Source organism: Methylosoma difficile, assembly GCF_054657615.1.
The window spans coordinates 249,298-267,556 of record NZ_BAAHYJ010000002.1 but is presented as its reverse complement, the minus strand read 5'-3'; the positions used below and the strand labels follow the sequence as shown (position 1 = coordinate 267,556).

Genomic DNA, 18,259 nt, shown 5'->3' with positions numbered 1-18,259 from the left:
GGGCTGTAAAAGTTTCAAACACTTTTGTACAAAGATTAGACGACTTATCTTATTAAATGGCAATAATATCAAACCAAGTTATACTCTGGCCTCATAATAAAACCTAAATTTACACTATCATTTTCCTGCCTATGTTTTCCAAATTTTTTCTTTGGTGTGCTGGCACAAGCCAAGAGTTGCTAAAAAAATGTCCTGAGAGTGACTGGCGCCATCAAGAACAATTGGGTGCACATGTTTTTGCTACCGCGCTGTTGGGTCTTGTTTCTTCTTTTGTTTCCTTATCTTATGCGTTTGGGGAGCAATCTGGGATTATTTTTGTATTTGCCTTGCTATGGGGCTTGTCAATTTTCCTGTTTGATCGCACTTTGATTATTTCCCCTATCCTCTCTGTATCTTCAAAAGCCACTAACGACGCATCTTCTAACCTAGGCGAACCCAAAATTGCATGGTGGATGCTTTTTATACGCCTGCTTATGGCAATTTTGCTGGCTCTGTTTATCGCTACCCCGTTTGAATTAAAGATATTCCAACCTGAAATTGAAGTTCTTATCATTGAGCAAAATCTTGCGGAACAAACGCAAGAACTCAATAAAGAAATTGCTGATTGGTTAGGAAAAAAAGGCCTTACCATACGGCAGTACGATGAAGCATCAAAAGCGCAAAAAAGTGAAGAGCAAACAAGCCTTGATACTCAGATAAAGGCTGCACAAGATCAGGTGAATAAACTTATATCGGCAAGAGAAGGTGAACTTAATGGCACGAGTGGCAGTAAGATAAAAGGTTATGGTGATTACACCCTGCATCTAAATTCAGAAATTAAGGAACAGGAGGATAAGATTTCGAATTTTCAGCAGCGCCTAAGTGAAATAGCTAAAAATCAAGATATTGTTTCTCGCGCTGAAAAGAAAAAGTTTCTAATAACCTTAGACGAATATCAGCGGGAGGTTGATGTTAGGAAAGAAAGGCTAAATTATCTAGCGACGGTACACACCGAAAAAGAAAAAAGCATTGAAAAGGAGAAGATAGATTTGGATTCAAACACCGCCATAAGCGATCCGAGTATTGACATGGCCGAAATTTTGCGTACAAAATCTATAAAAACCGACGCGTTGAATGGTATTGACTTGAAAGATGCCAGTAAGTCCTCACTTTTGGAGCGGATTAAAGCACTCAATGCGTTAAAAGACAAGCCTGAAGTCAGTTGGTCATTTTGGGTTATTTGGGCTGTTTTTGTGTTGTTTGAAACGCTGCCGATTAGCGCAAAGTATTTTTTCAAGAACTCTCCGTACGATTTGGAAGTATTGCAAGAAAAAGTACACGTTAAAATTGAGTACCAAAAAAGGGCTATTATAAACAAAGAGGAACTGACAAGACTCGTAGGCACTGAGTATACAAAATCCAGAACCCAAGATAAGGCCAATGAAGAAATATTGAAGGACGAAACCGGAAGTAAGATGGTGCGAGCCTATGTCACTAAATTATCACAAACCATAGATCGGTTTTTAGCAAACAACTCACTTGATCCAAGCAATGACGAAGAGATTAAACAGGGTTTTGAGGCTTATTTCCAAGACTTTGTCAATTTTTCAAAACATCAGACTGAACAACCCAACCTTCCTCTTCAGCCTCAAGCTGCCAAACCTTTTCATGCAATGAAATTTATGTATCTTACTGTTTTCTGTATTGCACTTTCTGTGATCCAGATAAGCATCGTTTTATATGTCTTGGATACAAGTGGCAGTTATGATATTCCTGTGCAAGCATGGGCAACAATTTTGGGAGCAATTATAGCTTCCGGTATAGGTTTCGCCGCGTTATTCATTAACTCGAAAAAACTGGAACACGATACTAAACCCTCAAGCAAATAGCGTGGAAAATCCCACCAGAAGGTAACTTTTATGCGTAACGAAACATCTTTATTGAAAAATGAAGCCGACTTGATAGCACAACTTCGTGCCAAAATTGTTGAAATTGAGGGCTTAGAAAGGGAATTGATCCAAAAAATCGAAATGCCGGACAACAATTCCCAAGAAGATCAAACTAGGCCTGCAACTTCCCGCAGTGACCAAGGGAATACTAAGCAAAAAAAAATCGCTTGGATGAACCACATGAATGGATCAATTGAAAAAATTTCTTATGGTGAATTGTTCAAGGTCGGAGTGACGGCTACTATTTTCGTTGCGATTACTATTTTTGTTGTTCTCTTAGTGTTCCCCGAAAAAAAGCCCAACATCCTATTTGAACAAAATAATTCAAAAATTGAGCCATCTACTCTGAGCGATGAGCTTAGTAAGCTCAACCAAAATCTGATGGATATGGAAAAACAGCTTGCGGAAAAAGATCAGGTTATAGAAGCCCTGAAACGGCGTGAGTTGGCTACCAAAACAACAGGTTCAACGAACGACATCCTAACAGTGTTGCCATCAAAAGCTAAAGTTACGATAAAGGCCAATGTTTCGAGTAAATACCGCATTAGCATCGACAAAAAAAATGGCAATCCCTTCGAGCCAGCATATGTTGATGGTATAGAGCTGGATCCAGGAAAATATAAAATATCCGTATGGGTTGATAGTAAGCGTATGAAAGAAGCCGAGTTGACAGTTGATGACAAGGACATAAACATCACTATTCCTTAGGGTTTTAGCTCAAACTTGATCTGGCAGTCACTGATTTTTATATTTGCCTTTCGAATTAAGCCTTTAGTATTTCACTTAATCAATACCCCAACTGCTCCAACGAAATCCCCAGCGCATCGGCAGCTTTTTGTAAGGTCGCTTTGCGTGGGCGTTTGGCGGCTTCTATTTGGGCGTATCCGGCTTGGCTGATGCCCATGCGTTCTGCCATTTCGGTTTGCGTCAGCATCAGGTGTTCGCGCCATGCTTGCAGCATACTCACTTCATCCATGATACGCCTGCCAACTACGGCATTAGGGATCGTACCTGCTGCTACCGCACCGGGTAGTTTGATGAAATCGGCGTAGGGCAAGACCACAAAAGCGGGTTTGCCGTCGCTACCTAAGATGGTTTGATAATTAGTAAGTGCGTTCATCTCGTTTTTTTACCTCTTCAATGCTGACAATGTGGACTTCGCCATTAAATTCAAAAAACACGCGGTAATCGCCAATCCGCAAACGGTAGCTGTAGTCGTGATTGACGAGTTTTTTAACGTTTGGGCAATTCGGGAAATCTGCTAAGGATTGGGCTTCACGATAAATCCGTTTGCGCTTGACCGCATCTTTAATTTTTTCAAGCTGTTTTAAGGCTTTAGGCTGCCAAGCGAGTGTGTTTGTCATAAAATATAAGTTTTATATAAGTATTGTCAAGGCACAAAGACACAACCCCCTAGGGGCACTGAACTATCGCTACAAGAGCAAATCCGACTCTGGCTTTTTAAGGCTAGTCACAATCGGCAAAGCCCCCAACTTTTTTTCATTTTCAAAGGTAAACAAAGTTGTCGCGCCAGCTTTCTGCGCCGCCCTTGCAATCAGGCAATCGGACAGGTCGACTGCGGCAAATTCCTGATAATCCAGCAAGGCACAGTTAAGCACCGCCCAATCTTCAAATTGGAATTTAGTATTGCTTGCCAGTTCGTGCAGCACAGAATGGATTTCTTGGCGAGTACAGGCAAACACGCTTTCCAACACCCATTCCATTTCGGCAATGACAATGGCAGAAACAAACACCTTATCGGCTTGATTGATGATGGCTTGAGCACGCGCCACTTGCCACTCTGGATTTTTGGTGTCGATGGGCTGGAACAAAAAGCGCAGCAGAACATTGGTATCAACTGCAATCATGGCTGAGGAATTTGTTGGCGGCGCGTTTTTTGATGGCGGTGCTGATGTCTTCGTCTGGTGGGAAATCGTTGCCTTTGAGCAGATGGCTGAATTTGCTCGCCAGATTATCCGTTTTCATTTTGACGATATGCGCCACACCGTCACGCGCAAAAACTTCGACATAATCGCCAGGTTGTAGGTTTATCGCCTGACAAACGGCTTGCGGCAATGTTACTTGCCTTTTGCTGGTTATTTTGTGCATGGGCTGTCTCCTTGGTATTACTACTATGTAGATGGTAATACCAAAGTGGGGGTAGGTCAATTTGGCAGGGCTGGCTTATTGAACATAGGGCTGTAAGGTGGATTCGCTGCCAAGCAATCCACCCATTTTTGGTTAACAACGGCGGTTTGCCTAACGGCGAAACCACCCTACGGTTCTGCCCACCACTTTTGTCAGTAAATCAAAGCCGTAAGGCTCAATAACCAACGGGCATTGCGCCGTGTGTTGGGTACTTCGTTTGTATAATGACACTATCAATACCCCAACTGCTCCAACGAAATCCCCAACGCATCGGCAGCTTTTTGTAAGGTCGCTTTGCGTGGGCGTTTGGCGGCTTCTATTTGGGCGTATCCGGCTTGGCTGATGCCCATGCGTTCCGCCATTTCGGTTTGCGTCAGCATCAGGTGTTCGCGCCATGCTTGCAGCATACTCACTTCATCCATGATACGCCTGCCAACTACGGCATTAGGGATCGTACCTGCTGCTACCGCGCCGGGTAGTTTGATGAAATCGGCGTAGGGCAAGACCACAAAGGCGGGTTTGCCGTCGCTGCCTAAGATGGTTTGATAATTAGTAAGTGCGTTCATCTCGTTTTTTTACCTCTTCAATGCTGACAATGTGGACTTCGCCATTAAATTCAAAAAACACGCGGTAATCGCCAATCCGCAAACGGTAGCTGTAGTCGTGATTGCCCATCGTTCCCACGCTCTGCGTGGGAATGCCGCCCGTGACGCTCCAGCGTCGCCTTACGCAACGCCGGAGCGTTGCAGGATGGGTTCCACGCAGAGCGTCAGTGCCATTAAGTTAAGGATTAACATTACCTATCAATGAGATAGGTTGGATGTGGCAGGATTTTTCCGTTCGTCCTGAGCTTGTCGAAGGATGAACGGAAAAATTCGTGAGCAAAGACTTAAACCATTCATGCTTCGACAAGCTCAGCACGAACGGTTTAAATCTTTGGTTAATATTATTTTTTCCTTAACTTAATGGCAATGACGCAGAGCGTGGGAACGATAATTCATCGCTTACAGTCAACATCGCAACTCAGCCTCACTGGCAGCCGACCCACATATCTTACGGCATCGAGAATATCGCATTCGGTCGCGCTGTCAGGTTGGAAGCGGCGGATTCTCAGCATTCCCTTTGGTCGTAACATCAACAGGTAGAAGTTTGGCCCATCACTGTCGGTTTCAACACCCCATTCAGTGATGTCAGTCCAAGGGAAAAACAATTCCCCCGTTTGCTCGGCTATCCAATGTTTCCCCATTCCTTCGGAAACGCCTTGCATCATGAGCAAGCTGTATCTGGACACAACCACCCCATCAGGCAGTATCTCGATCCGATCCATTTTGTTAGCAAATCGCACGGGGGCAATAACCGTGGGCGCTCCAATGGCGGGCACAACTCGCCCAGACTTCCATTCTTCAGCGATGTCGGGTGGCAACCGCCGCCAAACCAACCATCGCGATACCGCAATAAAGGTGAGTCCGGAGAGTGGCAACACTGCGAATAGCAGCCCGAAGATAAGCCCAGGGGCAGCAACTTTCCCAGCAATTGCAAAACCTACAAATGGGCTAAAAATTAGCCCCATGAAACAAAGCGCAAACCAACCGAGCGGTGTGCTTGCGCCTTTTGGTAGTGGAGTACGTCGGTATTCTGTGGGATTCATTATAGTTTTACCATTAGGAATTTTACTGTTTTGAAAGGATTAGTACGGTAGCGTGGGCAATGCTGTTTTGCCCACCACTTTTGTCAGCAAATCAAGTCCGCCATGGATGCGATGGCAGATCGGAAACGCCAATCACATCAACACCCGCTTTAGCCACTTGATGGTCGTTTTCTACCGAGCTACCGCTAACGCCCACAGCGCCAATCAAATTACCGTCTTTATCAACAATCGGCACGCCGCCCGGAAAGGTAATTAAGCCGTTGTTGGAATGCTCAATGCCATATAACGGCGCACCCGGTTGCGATAACTGGCCTATTTGCCCGGTGTTCATGCCGAAAAAACAGGCGGTCTTAGCTTTTTTGATGGCAATATCAATACTGCCCACCCAAGCCCCATTCATACGGGTAAATGCTTTTAAATCCGCACCGGAATCGACAACCGCGATACACATCTGCGTGCCTAATTTGTTGGCCTCGGCAATAGCGGCGGCGATGGCTTGTTCGGCTTGTTCATACGTTACGTGCATGGTTTTGCTCCTAAATTTTTTGGTTATTTAACTGATGTTACGCAGACATTTTCTGCGATATGAAAATAAATAATGATGAATCGCTACCGCGACAGTTTTTCTAATCGGGTTCTCGCACCCGAAGGCGAGTTACTTTCTTTTGCGCCGCCAAAAGCAAGTAGCCAAAGAAAAGGCGGCCCGATTGCCGCTAATGTCTTGCGCTCCTCGCATTTGTCGGGGGACGGCAGAATGGGCTTCCTGCCCATCTGCCGCCGTGCGGCATCCATGCCGCACCCCTTCGGGCTATTCACGACAAATACTCCGGTGCTCGACGCAGCAAACGGGAGAAAAGCGCGTTACTATTTAACGTCAGGAATGAACATTAATTAACTCGTCGCTTAAGACCTTATTTATAGTTCCCACGCTCCGGCGTGGGAACTATAGTCATGATTAGACAACTCGATTAACCGCCCTCTACTTCCACATCACATTACTATTTTCCTTTACCGCATCGTTAAGCAACTTGATGAGCGGCAATCCTCTTTTTGATAAGCTCACTTCCGGTTCTTTATCCTCTTTATCGGTTATTGGCGGCGTTGGTTTGATGTTGTCGAGCGCCGTTAGTAATCGATTTAAAGCCGCCGGTACGTCGGCGGCTAGAATCGCTCCCGGTACGTTTCCGCTGTGCCCCATCATTTTTAGCAAGGTTAAGGCAATATCACCAAATAAGGTGATGTCGGAATAACCGCGTGTTGAAAAGGTGACTAACATAATGCTCCTTAAGCAGATAAGTATAGGTAAATCAGTTGTTTAACATTTAGCCGTCAAGTTTTCGGTTTTGGGGTAGAGACGTTGCAATGCAACGTCTCTACAGTTCCCGAAAATTTGACCATTTGAAGTACCGATAAAATCTGACATCGGGCTAATGTTAGCTGGGCTGGTTTTTTAACTGCCGATACCGCTTGATTAGCGCATTTGTGGAGCTGTCATGATTTAGCGACGGTTCTTCTGCACTCATCAATTCGGCGGCGGTTTTTTGCGCTAAGGCTTTGCCCAATTCCACGCCCCATTGGTCGAATGAGTCGATATTCCAAATCACGCCTTGGGTAAATACGCTGTGTTCGTAAAGCGCGACCAGCACACCCAGTGTTTTTGGCGTTAATTGCTCTAGCAGCAGGACATTGCTGGGGCGGTTGCCTTCAAACGTGCGGTGCGGAATCAACCAATCGCTGACACCTTCGGCTTTCACTTCCGCAGCGGTTTTGCCGAAAGCCAAGGCTTCGGTTTGCGCGAACAGGTTTGCCATCAGCAAATCATGCTGATCGCCTTGCGGGTTTAAGGCTTGGCAGAAACCGATAAAATCGCAAGGAATCAGCCGCGTGCCTTGGTGCAATAACTGGAAAAAAGAATGCTGCCCGTTGGTGCCGGGTTCGCCCCAGTAAATGGGCGAGGTTTGGTAATCGACTTCCGCACCGTCCAAGGTGATGTGCTTGCCGTTGCTCTCCATGGTCAATTGCTGCAAGTACGCCGGAAAGCGTTTCAGATATTGGCAATAAGGAAAGACCGCCACCGATTCGGTGTTGAAAAAATTGTTGTACCAAACACCCAGCAAACCCATGATGACGGGAATATTTTTCTCGAACGGCGCGGTGCGGAAATGCTCGTCCATTTCATGAAAACCCGCCAGCATCGCCCGAAAATTATCTGCGCCCACGGCGATCATGGTCGATAGGCCAATGGCCGAATCCATCGAATAGCGTCCGCCGTCCCAATCCCAAAAACCGAACATATTGTCTACGTTGATGCCAAACTCAGCGACTGCGTCGGCGTTGGTTGATACGGCAACAAAATGCTGACGGACGGCAGTTTCATCGCCTAGCGATTGCAGACACCACGCCCGCGCGGCACGGGCATTGGTTAAAGTTTCTAAGGTGGTAAAGGTTTTCGAGCAAACGATAAACAGCGTTTCTTCGGGGTTAAGATCAATCAGCGCTTCGGTAAAATCGGTGCCATCGACATTGGAGATAAACCGCAAGGTCAGATCGCGTTGGCTGTAGTGCCGCAAAGCTTCGTAAGCCATCACCGGGCCAAGATCGGAACCGCCGATGCCGATATTGACGATGTTGCGGATGCGTTTGCCAGTGTGACCCAGCCATTCGCCGTTACGGACTTGCGCGGAAAAAGCCGCCATCCTATCCAACACCGCATGGACTTCACTGACCACATCCACGCCATCTAACAAGATATGATCCGCTTTAGGCGCGCGCAAGGCGGTGTGCAGCGCGGCACGTTGTTCGGTGACGTTGATGGTTTCGCCATCAAACATCGCGTTGATGCGCTGGCGCAAACCACATTCATCGGCAAGCGTGACCAGCAATTGCACAGTTTCATCGGTGATGCGGTTTTTGGAATAATCCAGATAAATACCCGCCGCTTCCACCACCAAGCGCTCACCGCGTGCAGCGTCATCGGCAAACAATTGGCGCAGGTGTAAGGGCTGTATCTGCTGGAAATGCGACTGCAAAGTTTGCCAAGCGGGCAGCTTTATTAACGGCGGCGCTGAAGAATAAAGGTTTTTTGTCACTTATCACTCCTGTTTTTAGGCTTTAATAGCAAGATCGGCAACACCACGCCGAACAAAAAACTTAGAGAATAGACCAATTCGCCAACCTCGTGAATGAAATACGGTCATTCCACTAAAGTGTGACAAGGATTTAATGATAAGCCCGACCTACCGATAAAAAGTTCGCCGCACGCCAATACGCATCGATATTTTGCAGAGATTCGTATGTTTGCACGTCAGTTGCCATTGTTTTACAGCCTATTATTTGGGGATTGCCGGAATGGCTTGCCGTGAAGTTAGCCGTATTTCTGTTTGCGCGGCGCACAGGCAAGCACCGAAGATAACAATGCCACCGGCGAGATAAATCCAAATCAGCAAGGACATGAAACCACCAAACGCACCATAAACCGCGTTTAATAAGGGTAGCTTTTCCAGGCAAATGGCAAAAATAATTTCAGTCAATTGTAAAAGCAGTGTTGTGCATAATGCCGCGCCCCACACTTCGCTAAAGCGTATAAGCCGAGCCGATGCCAGTCGATAGAACACGCTCAAACCAAGAAACACCATTAAAGTAGGAAAAAAATAGTTTCCGAGTAGATAAGCCCAATCACGCTTCCCATTCGCGGAAAACAGCCAGACCATGATTATTTTCGTCAGGATGGGAATTAGGATAATTAACAGCACCGAACCGACCAAAACGACTAACAAGCTCATATCTTTAAAAGGCAAGTGCCATCTTAGGGCTATTTCATCACCCCAAGCCTTGTTGGCGGCACCAATCAACGTCGTCAAAAACTGCATTGCCGCCCAAATCACTATCAGAAATGCCACGATGCTGACCTGACCGCCCGCATCGCTCACGCCGGAAATCGTGTCAACAAGATAAGTTTGCATTGCGCCATTAATGGGAACGAAATGCTGAAGATAAGCAATGGCTTCAATGCTGGCCTGATCCCGATCAAACGCCGAAGCAAGATTGACAATCAGGACGGTAAAGGGAAACAAGGAAAAAAACGCATAGTAAGCAAACGCCGCTGCGGACTGCGCCCCATCCATCTGCGAAAACTTCTGCATCGCCAACTTAATAATTGCCCAGCCTTGACTGGATTTTGGTTTAGCTTTGCTGGCATGATTTTGTGAATGCGCGGTTTTTTGCCACCGCGCATTTTGCACGAGTTTGACCGCTTCCAACACCAGCAACGGAATAGTGCCGATTGCCAGCAACAAAAAGGTATCGTCTAACGGCATGGCGGATGTCTTCAAAAAGCTGCCCAACATGGCGTTATGTTGGCTGAGCACTTGCAGGCCAAAGGAAATGCCCACGACAATCACTAAATTGGTATTGGTAAACAACGCGATACGCCAAACGGGCTTGGTTTCGCTACGCGCACCAAAAGACCGTAACAATTCGGCATAAACCAACACCGCGAAAGCCGATGTGCGTGCCGTCGCGGTTGTCCCGGTCTGCAAGCCGTAAGCGTAAACCGCAAACGCGACCCCAGCGGTGAGAAAGCCCGTTAAGAACATGGTACGCAGAAAGCCGCCGTCGGTAATTTGTTCGGAGCGGTGACGCGGGCGGCGTTGCATCACGTCGCGGTCAATCGGGTCAGTCGCCAAACACAGTGCTGGCAAGCCGTCGGTGATGAGATTAATCCACAACAAATGGATTGGCAGTAACGGTGTCGGCATTCCGGCAATCACGCAAACCGCGACCAGCAACAATTCACCCGTACTGCCCGCCAGCAGATATTGCAGGGTTTTGCGGATGTTGTCATAAATGCCCCTACCTTCTTCGACGGCAGCAATAATGGTGGCGAAATTATCATCGGTGATAATCATATCCGCCGCTTGCTTGGTCACTTCTGTGCCGGTTTTTCCCATGGTGATGCCAATGTCCGCACCACGAATCGCAGGCGCGTCGTTAACCCCGTCACCCGTCATCGCCACCACGGCATCATTGGCTTGCCAAGCGCGGATAATCCGTAATTTGTGCTCCGCCGTCACACGCGCATACACGGCGATTTTGGCGACCAGATCACGCAAGCCAGCATCGGAGAGCTTATCTAACTCAACGCCGGAAACTGCCAAATCATCAACGCTAGCAATGCCGATTTCACGGGCGATGGCGATGGCGGTATGCGGATGGTCGCCAGTAATCATTACTACGCGAATCCCGGCATCACGGCATTGAGCAACGGCGGCTTGGGCTTCTTTACGCGGCGGATCGTACATGCCAGACAGGCCGACAAACACCAAATCTTGCTCGACTGCCTCTGCACTCATTTCAGCTGTCGGCACGGTTTGGTCAAGATTGTCACGGTACGCAGACCCCAACACGCGTAAGGCTTGCTGCGCCATCGACGAGGTTTGTGACAAAATTTGTTGCCGATCCGCTTCGGTCAACGGACGGATGCCTGAGTCAGTGTAAACGGAAGTGCAGCGTTCCAGCAGAATGCCAGGTGCGCCATTCACGAACGCCCGCAGCTTGCCGTCTTGCATTCGGCGGATGACTGAACTGCGTTTGCGGTCGGAATCAAAAGGGATTTCGTATAGCTTAGGCGCTTCCCGCTCCAATCGCTCCCGATCAACACCCGCTTTCGCGCCTGCCGCCAATAACGCGCCTTCTGTTGGATCGCCTAGGGTTTTCCATAACCCATCTTCCTGAACCAGATGGGCGTTGTTACAACCGATGATAATCGTCGCCAACTCTTGCACCGCAATGGCGTTTTGTCCCTCCAAGGGCTTATCTTCAAAAAGGATTGCACCGACAGGCGCGTAACCTTCGCCCGTCACTTGATAGCTTCGACCTGCCACATAAAACATCCGCACCGTCATCTCGCCGACGGTTAACGTGCCCGTTTTGTCCGTGCAAATCACGCTAGTCGAACCTAAGGTTTCGACTGCCGCCAGTTTACGCACCAGCGCACGACGCTTAGCCATACGCAACACGCCAAGCGAAAGCGCTACCGTGACCACCGCGGGCAAACCTTCCGGCACAGCAGCCACCGCGAGGCTAATGGAAGTCATGGTCAATTCAACCAGCTTCGTCCCGCGCAGCAAACCCAATCCAAACAACAGCGCGACTATGCCTAGCGCCACCCAAACCAGAATCTGCCCGAAGGCATCTAACTTGCGCTGTAAAGGCGTACCGGGTTCGGCTTCCGCTTCCACCAGCAAACCAGCAATCCGACCTAATTCCGTATCCATCGCCGTTGCCACCACCACTGCCGTGCCTGTACCCACAGCGATGCTAGTCCCCATAAAGACCATATTATTGCGGTCGCCCAGCGGAATATCGTCCTTGGTTAACGCTAAGCTATTTTTGGATTGGGCTTTGGATTCGCCAGTCAATGCCGCTTCTATGCACTTGAGAGATGCTGCAGTTAGCAGCCTGGCATCAGCGGCGACCACATCGCCCGCTTCTAATAAGAGTATGTCGCCCGTGACAATCGCCGAGGCCATGATGGACATAACCCGACCATCACGACGCACTTTAGCTTGCGGCGTGGTCATTTTTTTCAGGGCGGCGATGGATTTCTCGGCGTTGAATTCCTGATAAAAACCGATGACCGCATTCAAAATGACAATCGCTAAGATGGCAATGGCATCCATGCCTTCGCCCAAAAAGCCAGAAACAGCACCAGCGGCGATGAGTATCCAAGTGATAAAAGTTTTGAATTGATTAAGGAAGATTTGAAACGGACGTATCCGCTGATCTTCTTTGAGTTGGTTCGGGCCGTTAGTGGCTAGGCGTTGTTTGGCTTCTGCGTTTGTCAGTCCATTTGACGACGATCCCATCGCCACTAAAATTTCGTCGGGCGACTGGCTGTACCAAGTTTTGCCTGCTGGCTGCCCGGCAACAGGGCGTACCGGATTCATTGAAAAAACCCCGCCTTAGCCGCTTTAGCATTATTTAACTTCTGCAACGACTTGGTTATTTTTCCTGAAAAACAGTGTGATTTTGTCATAGTGAGTCACTCTAAAGGCAAAGAAAAGTAGAGTCGGTTCGGTGGCGTACATTAGGTTTAGCCTTAAGGCGCAAGGGGTTAAAAACCCGATGTTGTTAATTTAAGCAACACAATCCGTTCGTATCCAAGGGCATAAATACTGAGCTTGTCGAAGCATGAGCGGCTTGTGTTGAGGCGGATAGATTTTTCCATTCGTCTTTCGACAAGCTCAAGACGAACGGAAAAATCATTTTATAGTTCCCACGCTCCGGCGTGGGAATTCATCCTACAACGCTCCAGCGTTGTTTACTACTGAAACGCAACGCTGGGGCGTCAGCGGCGGCATTCCCACGCGGGAGCGTCACTGCCATTAAGTTAAGGAAAAAAATTATATGAACCAGAGACTTAAACCATTCATGCTTCGACAAGCTCGGCACGAACGGAAAAATCCTGACACATCCAGCCTATCACATTGATAAATAATGTTAATTCTTAACTTAATGGCAGTGACGCTTGAGCGTGGGAACGATAGCCAATGGCAGTATCGCGTACATAAAATTTGGAGGAATTTAAATATTGCCAACAAAAGCGCAATAGCGCACAGACCGCCGCCTTACTTTACTGCAAGCTTCAGCTCCACCCAATTCCAATGGAAAAAACCATGATGAAAACCGATAAAGAAGTCCAAAAAGATGTGATTGCAGAGCTTAGCTTTGATCCTGCCGTTAATCAGGCGGAAATTGGCGTTGAAGTGAAAGACGGTGTTGTCACCTTAACAGGCCATGTCAGCAATTATTCAGAAAAATGGAATGCCGAAACTGCTGCGCAGCGGGTTGCAGGTGTAAAAGCCTTAGTGATTGATATGGATACCGTCCTACCGGAATTGAGCGTACGCAGCGATGCTGACATTGCCCAATCGGTAGAAAATATTTTGCGTTGGAAAACCTTTTTGCCAGAAAACGCCGTTAAGATCATGATTGAAAATGGCTGGGTGAAATTGTCTGGCGAAGTGGAATGGGAATACCAACGGCTATTGACCATTGAGGCGATTCGCCATATCACTGGCGTGACTGGCGTGAGTGACAACATCAAGCTGAAACCCAAAATAGGCTCAAACGCAATCAAAGCCATTATCGAAGCGGCCTTAAATCGCCGTACCAGAGATGTCTCGCAAAATATCCAGGTTGCCGTCCAAGGCAGCGAGGTGACGTTGTCGGGTAAAGTCCTGAATTGGTCAGACCGGTATTTGGCTATCCATTCCGCCTGGAACACGCCAGGAGTCAGTAACGTGAAAGATCACATCGTTTTCACCAACTGATCGCGGATTAATTTCCTATGGCTGCATTACGCCGGCACACCGAACGCCACCGCACCGACAGAATTGGTTGGCTGCGCGCCGCTGTTTTGGGGGCTAACGATGGCATTGTTTCCACCGCCAGTTTGGTAATCGGGGTTGCCGCCGCCGATGCCAGCCATAGCAGCATTCTAGTGACAGGCGTGGCTGGGTTGGTCGCGGGTGCCATGTCGATGGCGGCAGGCGAATATGTGTCGGTGTATTCCCAAGCCGATACCGAACAAGCAGACTTGCAGCGCGAACGCGCCGAACTCCAAAAGAACCTCACCGCCGAACAACGCGAACTGGCGGAGATTTACATCCAACGTGGACTTAAACCCAATCTAGCGACGCAAGTCGCCAAGCAATTGATGGCCCACGATGCCTTAGCTGCCCACGCCCGCGACGAACTGGGCATTTCCGAAGCATTTAGCGCGAAACCAATTCAAGCGGCACTTGCTTCAGCTGCCAGTTTTTCCGTCGGCGCAGCGTTGCCGCTGGCGGTGACGGTTGTCGTCCCCGACGCCAATTTGATCGCGTGGGTGGCAGGAACTTCATTGGCTTTTTTGATTTTATTAGGTGCAATTGCCGCTAACGTCGGCGGCGCAAATTGGCTGGTGGGTGCTGGGCGCGTAACTTTCTGGGGTGCGCTGGCAATGGCTGTTACTGCGGGTGTTGGAAGCTTATTTGGGGCGGTGGTTTAAGTTGAACATATTTGTCCGCTAGAAATATCTATCTGACTAACCAAGATTATCAGGCCATATTGAAAAAATGGCGCCGGGTAATCTTCATGTCAAGCGAACGGAAGCTTCATTCCCCGTTTCACAATTGGAAAACGGTAGCTTAGATGTGGTGCTGGGGTTTGAATCGGTGTTAAACCCGCCAGCGCATTTGCAGCGTGAATATTTATTTAGCGACAAGATGGCTTACGTGGTCAGACAAGATCATTCATTGCTAAGCAAGCCGCCTTCTTTAGAGGAGTTTGTGTCGGTTCCGCACATGCTTATTTCACGAACCGGCAGTAACGTTGGCATCATCGATCAAAAATTGGCAGAACTGGGCTTGGAGCTGCGTATCAAGCTCATCGTCCCGCATTTCCTTTCCGCACCGTTGATCGTTGCCAAAACCGATATGATTCTTACCTTGCCTTATCGAATTGCCGAACAGTTTACGAGGATTGCGCCGCTGGCCATATTCCCGCTCCCTTTCGAACTGCCAGACTACGATTTATGTATGATCTGGCATCCCTTAATGGATAAAGACCCAGCCCACCAATGGTTGCGGGATAAAATTTTGCATTTGGCGAGATTATTAACCCATCATCAATAACTAACGATTTCTGGAAGGTGTTGTAAAACAAATGATTTATTGTGTTTTATCACCTCAAAGGGACAGAATTATTATCAACGTTGACCAACCTTTTTCATTTCTGATGCCCAAAGAAAGCTTTTTGCTTATATTAAATTATTGGTAAAAAGCAGCCGTTGGCAATGATAGGGATTGGTTGGCTGGTGACTGCTAATTGCTGACAAAGAGCAGACCTTTGTCAATGACTGGAAATAGCTCATTACAGCCAATGATTTGGCGTGAATCAAAAATCCGATAAAACCTAAGCCGCTTATAAAAATAGCGGCGCTACGTTGCTACGTTTCCTGAATATTGCGTAGACTAAGTTTAGCTTTGAATGCCTAACTAAGTGATGTGGGAAAGGCCACCATATTATCCTAAAACAACTATTGCCACAGTTTGGATGATATACGGAAATGAAAAAATCCTGCAATTCAAAAAATTATTGCACCAATATGATTTTTTTGGTAGATGTACAGAAAACATCTAATTACTAGTTAAAGGTCTTCACATGCGCCAATTCCGTCCGCTTTTACGCAAGCGTGGGTCGAGGTCTGAATTGATAGTCTTTATCGGCTTATCCGTTAATGCCAAAGAAGACACAGTCAAACCGAAGAAGCATCCTCTCGAAATTGCCAAGGAGTCATTTGAATCTGCACGATCCATCGCCCTCAGTATTCTTATTTTCGTGGGTGGACTTGCTGCCACAGTTGCTATAGGAAGGGAGGTTTTCTCAAATGACATCTTGATAGATGTCACCGAAATATCCCAGCAAATTGCCAATAGCGGAGTTTCGGTTACCACTCTTGCTGCAGAGTTGGCTGCCAGGGTTCGCGCCCTGCAAGCTGAAGCTGAATCGCAGAAAGCACTTCCTGCAGCTGAGCTTGCCTATCTACTGCAGTCCGAGAACAAGACAAAAGCACTTCCGACACTCCCATCATCGACGCAAAAGCTACTTATCGACCACGCCGAGCCTATACCGGAGCTAATTTCGTCCGCTGCTGACTCAAAGGTACGAGCGGCTATTGATTACATTAGACACGTTTTCGGTCATCAAGATAATCGGCTATCAGTTGTACTTACTAGCACCGAAGAAAAACTCTTTGAGGCACGGTTGCGCCTTCGGCGTAAAGGTATCGACGAGGTTACAACCATTTCGAAAGGAACTGTCGACGAGCTATTGATTGAGATCCCCAGATGGCTGGCGAAGCAGCTCTTCCCGGAAGATTATATTGTCGCTCTGTTTGCCCGGGAGCGCAGAGAAAAAGATAGAAACTTCTCTCAGACAAAAGCCATAATTCAAGAACTAGGACGAACTCGTGGCGGGCTAGATGACATATTTCTTCGCACCATCCTTGGTGACATCGCATTTCATAAAGAGTCCTACGCCGAAGCATCAGCTATCTACCGATCTGTCATCCAGGATAATCCTCGCTTCAGAGACTTGGTCATATACAGGCTCTCGCAGGCGCTTATAGCCGATTCAAAATTGTACGAAGCGGTGTCTCTATTAAGCAAAGAGATCAATGACTTATCATCTTCTGCAAACTCCGAAAGGCCACTCACATACCTTGCCCTCTTGTACGCTCAGTCTCTACCGGACAGCCACGCGCGCAGTGTCTCAAGAAACTGCGAAGTGAGGGCTAACTGCCTTTCGATTGAAGCAGTGATAAAACGCCTTGAAGGAAACTCACCATCATCTGCCTCGTTAAGCAACGCTCTCGGTGTTCTTCGCTATCAGGACGGAGATATGGAAAATGCAGAGCGGCTTTTTGAGCTTGCAAGGAGGCTCGATCCGAGATACCCGTCGGCACTAAACAATCTTGGAATTATTCAGCTCAAGAAACAAAATGCCGGCGCAGCATTACTGCTGCTGCAGAGTGCCTCTGCGATAAGTGAAGACTCTGGGGTCATACAGCTGAATATTGGCAATACGCTAGAAAGTTTCGGTCGCTTCGAGGAGGCTGCACAGTATTTTGCAACTGCCGCGTCGCTTGACCGTGAGAATCTCGTCTGTCATACCTGTTGGGCATTGTCCCTTCTCAATAGCTACCGAATAGACGAAGCACTTTCCGCTGTAAGAAGCGGACTCTCCCTTGACCCTGGAAATGCCTCCCTACTTCTAGTTTCAGGCCTAATTTCATCAAAGCTAGGGTGTTATCGCGAAGCGGCAGAATCCTATGAGGCCACACTTGTGGCAAAAGATAGTCGAGTGAATATGGCGATGATTTACAGAAACTACGGTGATGCTCTTGTTCGGCTTGGACGGCGGAAGGAGGCAATCCAAATGTTCCAAAACGAAGAGCGGGCTCTCCGCTTCTCATCGGATACCGCCGACATATTGAACGAAATCATCTCGCGGATATATGCTGCGGGTAGACGCTACGATCAGGAAGCAATTAAAGAATTTTATGTATGGGCGGAGCGCGCCCAAATCGATGATCCCGGAACAAAAAGCGATGTATCAAGCGCATATGGGCGTCTTGCCGAAGCCCTACTTTGGATCGGTAAACCAGATCGCGCACTTGAAGCAGCCAGACGTGCGGTATTATTAGATGCGAAAGATTGGGAGAAGCATCACACATTAGGGCGTGTTTACTCTGCCATTCGGAAAGGATCGCTTGCGAGAAATGAGTTTCGTCTAGCTCTACTACTTGGCGGAGATAAAGACGTCAGGCTATTAGCTGATTGGAACAACAGCCTTAGAAATAATCATTTGCCAAGTGAAGTAAAGAGAGTACGCGCGGAGTTTAAGATTCATCCTCATACGTGTATAGCCAAAGACATATAATCAGCCGTTGGAGCGGACGACTAAGTACTACCCAATCAGGCACCGTCAA

18 protein-coding genes are annotated in these 18,259 nt (G+C 47.8%); 7 read left to right on the top strand and 11 right to left on the bottom strand.

Features of this window, described 5'->3' with window-relative positions:
- Positions 1-131: 131 nt before the first annotated feature.
- Both ACYQ1O_RS06675 and ACYQ1O_RS06670 read left to right on the top strand, forming a co-directional pair.
- A complete protein-coding gene (locus tag ACYQ1O_RS06675) occupies positions 132-1,868 on the top strand; it encodes a DUF4407 domain-containing protein (RefSeq protein ID WP_459990883.1) in 1,737 nt (578 codons plus the stop codon).
- A gap of 30 nt (positions 1,869-1,898) precedes the next feature.
- Positions 1,899-2,636 (top strand): hypothetical protein, encoded by a 738-nt coding sequence (locus ACYQ1O_RS06670; protein ID WP_459990882.1) that lies wholly within the window; start codon positions 1,899-1,901, stop codon positions 2,634-2,636.
- A gap of 79 nt (positions 2,637-2,715) precedes the next feature.
- Here ACYQ1O_RS06670 and ACYQ1O_RS06665 read toward each other — a convergent pair whose 3' ends face one another.
- The 8 genes from ACYQ1O_RS06665 to ACYQ1O_RS06630 all read right to left on the bottom strand — a co-directional run bounded on the left by ACYQ1O_RS06665 (position 2,716) and on the right by ACYQ1O_RS06630 (position 6,250).
- A complete protein-coding gene (locus tag ACYQ1O_RS06665; protein ID WP_459990878.1) occupies positions 2,716-3,048 on the bottom strand; it encodes a helix-turn-helix domain-containing protein in 333 nt (110 codons plus the stop codon).
- Positions 3,032-3,292 carry a type II toxin-antitoxin system RelE family toxin gene (locus tag ACYQ1O_RS06660; protein ID WP_459990881.1) on the bottom strand — a complete coding sequence of 87 codons (261 nt, stop codon included), beginning with the start codon at positions 3,290-3,292 and terminating at the stop codon, positions 3,032-3,034. The genes ACYQ1O_RS06665 and ACYQ1O_RS06660 overlap by 17 nt, the downstream gene beginning before the upstream one ends.
- 69 nt (positions 3,293-3,361) lie before the next feature.
- Complete coding sequence (locus tag ACYQ1O_RS06655) at positions 3,362-3,796, bottom strand: type II toxin-antitoxin system VapC family toxin (RefSeq protein WP_459990880.1); 435 nt, start codon at positions 3,794-3,796, stop codon at positions 3,362-3,364.
- Positions 3,783-4,037: an AbrB/MazE/SpoVT family DNA-binding domain-containing protein gene (locus tag ACYQ1O_RS06650; protein WP_459990879.1), complete on the bottom strand. Its 255-nt coding sequence runs from the start codon at positions 4,035-4,037 to the stop codon at positions 3,783-3,785. The genes ACYQ1O_RS06655 and ACYQ1O_RS06650 overlap by 14 nt, the downstream gene beginning before the upstream one ends.
- A 272-nt stretch (positions 4,038-4,309) precedes the next feature.
- A complete protein-coding gene (locus ACYQ1O_RS06645) occupies positions 4,310-4,642 on the bottom strand; it encodes a helix-turn-helix domain-containing protein (RefSeq protein ID WP_459990878.1) in 333 nt (110 codons plus the stop codon).
- Positions 4,626-4,751: a type II toxin-antitoxin system RelE family toxin gene (locus ACYQ1O_RS06640; protein ID WP_459990877.1), complete on the bottom strand. Its 126-nt coding sequence runs from the start codon at positions 4,749-4,751 to the stop codon at positions 4,626-4,628. The genes ACYQ1O_RS06645 and ACYQ1O_RS06640 overlap by 17 nt, the downstream gene beginning before the upstream one ends.
- Positions 4,752-5,073: 322 nt before the next feature.
- On the bottom strand, positions 5,074-5,724 hold the full coding sequence (locus tag ACYQ1O_RS06635) for a hypothetical protein (protein ID WP_459990876.1): 651 nt from the start codon (positions 5,722-5,724) through the stop codon (positions 5,074-5,076).
- 91 nt (positions 5,725-5,815) lie between these two features.
- The gene (locus ACYQ1O_RS06630) at positions 5,816-6,250 is read right to left on the bottom strand and encodes a GlcG/HbpS family heme-binding protein (protein WP_459990875.1); all 435 of its coding nucleotides are present in this window, start codon (positions 6,248-6,250) and stop codon (positions 5,816-5,818) included.
- Between the two features lie 72 nt (positions 6,251-6,322).
- Here ACYQ1O_RS06630 and ACYQ1O_RS06625 point away from each other — a divergent pair, with 72 nt between their 5' ends.
- Positions 6,323-6,619 carry a hypothetical protein gene (locus tag ACYQ1O_RS06625; protein WP_459990873.1) on the top strand — a complete coding sequence of 99 codons (297 nt, stop codon included), beginning with the start codon at positions 6,323-6,325 and terminating at the stop codon, positions 6,617-6,619.
- An 84-nt stretch (positions 6,620-6,703) separates the two neighbouring features.
- Here the strand turns inward: ACYQ1O_RS06625 and ACYQ1O_RS06620 are convergent, their stop codons facing one another.
- The 3 genes from ACYQ1O_RS06620 to ACYQ1O_RS06610 form a co-directional block, all read right to left on the bottom strand.
- Positions 6,704-7,000, bottom strand: a complete 297-nt coding sequence (locus ACYQ1O_RS06620) for a DUF1840 domain-containing protein (protein WP_459990872.1) — start codon at positions 6,998-7,000, stop codon at positions 6,704-6,706.
- Between the two features lie 157 nt (positions 7,001-7,157).
- Positions 7,158-8,813, bottom strand: a complete 1,656-nt coding sequence (gene pgi, locus ACYQ1O_RS06615) for a glucose-6-phosphate isomerase (protein ID WP_459990871.1) — start codon at positions 8,811-8,813, stop codon at positions 7,158-7,160.
- Between the two features lie 240 nt (positions 8,814-9,053).
- Complete coding sequence (locus ACYQ1O_RS06610) at positions 9,054-12,671, bottom strand: HAD-IC family P-type ATPase (protein WP_459990870.1); 3,618 nt, start codon at positions 12,669-12,671, stop codon at positions 9,054-9,056.
- Between the two features lie 729 nt (positions 12,672-13,400).
- Between ACYQ1O_RS06610 and ACYQ1O_RS06605 the strand changes: the two genes are divergently transcribed.
- From ACYQ1O_RS06605 to ACYQ1O_RS06590, 4 genes are all read left to right on the top strand, one after another.
- Positions 13,401-14,057, top strand: coding sequence for a BON domain-containing protein (locus ACYQ1O_RS06605; RefSeq protein ID WP_459990869.1), 657 nt, complete (start codon positions 13,401-13,403; stop codon positions 14,055-14,057).
- Between the two features lie 17 nt (positions 14,058-14,074).
- Positions 14,075-14,776: a VIT1/CCC1 transporter family protein gene (locus ACYQ1O_RS06600; protein WP_459990868.1), complete on the top strand. Its 702-nt coding sequence runs from the start codon at positions 14,075-14,077 to the stop codon at positions 14,774-14,776.
- Between the two features lie 67 nt (positions 14,777-14,843).
- Positions 14,844-15,401, top strand: coding sequence for a LysR substrate-binding domain-containing protein (locus tag ACYQ1O_RS06595; RefSeq protein WP_459990867.1), 558 nt, complete (start codon positions 14,844-14,846; stop codon positions 15,399-15,401).
- Between the two features lie 529 nt (positions 15,402-15,930).
- On the top strand, positions 15,931-18,210 hold the full coding sequence (locus ACYQ1O_RS06590; RefSeq protein ID WP_459990866.1) for a tetratricopeptide repeat protein: 2,280 nt from the start codon (positions 15,931-15,933) through the stop codon (positions 18,208-18,210).
- Positions 18,211-18,259: the final 49 nt, after the last annotated feature.

Bases quoted from the DNA above. Each gene is read 5' to 3' on its own strand.
- ACYQ1O_RS06635 (WP_459990876.1), bottom strand. From the start codon at position 5,724: ATGAATCCCACAGAATACCGACGTACTCCACTACCAAAAGGCGCAAGC.
- ACYQ1O_RS06610 (WP_459990870.1), bottom strand. From the start codon at position 12,671: ATGAATCCGGTACGCCCTGTTGCCGGGCAGCCAGCAGGCAAAACTTGG.
- ACYQ1O_RS06660 (WP_459990881.1), bottom strand. From the start codon at position 3,292: ATGACAAACACACTCGCTTGGCAGCCTAAAGCCTTAAAACAGCTTGAA.
- ACYQ1O_RS06665 (WP_459990878.1), bottom strand. From the start codon at position 3,048: ATGAACGCACTTACTAATTATCAAACCATCTTAGGTAGCGACGGCAAA.
- ACYQ1O_RS06640 (WP_459990877.1), bottom strand. From the start codon at position 4,751: ATGGGCAATCACGACTACAGCTACCGTTTGCGGATTGGCGATTACCGC.
- ACYQ1O_RS06605 (WP_459990869.1), top strand. From the start codon at position 13,401: ATGATGAAAACCGATAAAGAAGTCCAAAAAGATGTGATTGCAGAGCTT.
- ACYQ1O_RS06645 (WP_459990878.1), bottom strand. From the start codon at position 4,642: ATGAACGCACTTACTAATTATCAAACCATCTTAGGCAGCGACGGCAAA.
- ACYQ1O_RS06590 (WP_459990866.1), top strand. From the start codon at position 15,931: ATGCGCCAATTCCGTCCGCTTTTACGCAAGCGTGGGTCGAGGTCTGAA.
- ACYQ1O_RS06595 (WP_459990867.1), top strand. From the start codon at position 14,844: ATGGCGCCGGGTAATCTTCATGTCAAGCGAACGGAAGCTTCATTCCCC.
- ACYQ1O_RS06650 (WP_459990879.1), bottom strand. From the start codon at position 4,037: ATGCACAAAATAACCAGCAAAAGGCAAGTAACATTGCCGCAAGCCGTT.
- ACYQ1O_RS06600 (WP_459990868.1), top strand. From the start codon at position 14,075: ATGGCTGCATTACGCCGGCACACCGAACGCCACCGCACCGACAGAATT.
- ACYQ1O_RS06675 (WP_459990883.1), top strand. From the start codon at position 132: ATGTTTTCCAAATTTTTTCTTTGGTGTGCTGGCACAAGCCAAGAGTTG.
- ACYQ1O_RS06620 (WP_459990872.1), bottom strand. From the start codon at position 7,000: ATGTTAGTCACCTTTTCAACACGCGGTTATTCCGACATCACCTTATTT.
- ACYQ1O_RS06655 (WP_459990880.1), bottom strand. From the start codon at position 3,796: ATGATTGCAGTTGATACCAATGTTCTGCTGCGCTTTTTGTTCCAGCCC.
- ACYQ1O_RS06625 (WP_459990873.1), top strand. From the start codon at position 6,323: ATGATGAATCGCTACCGCGACAGTTTTTCTAATCGGGTTCTCGCACCC.
- ACYQ1O_RS06630 (WP_459990875.1), bottom strand. From the start codon at position 6,250: ATGCACGTAACGTATGAACAAGCCGAACAAGCCATCGCCGCCGCTATT.
- ACYQ1O_RS06670 (WP_459990882.1), top strand. From the start codon at position 1,899: ATGCGTAACGAAACATCTTTATTGAAAAATGAAGCCGACTTGATAGCA.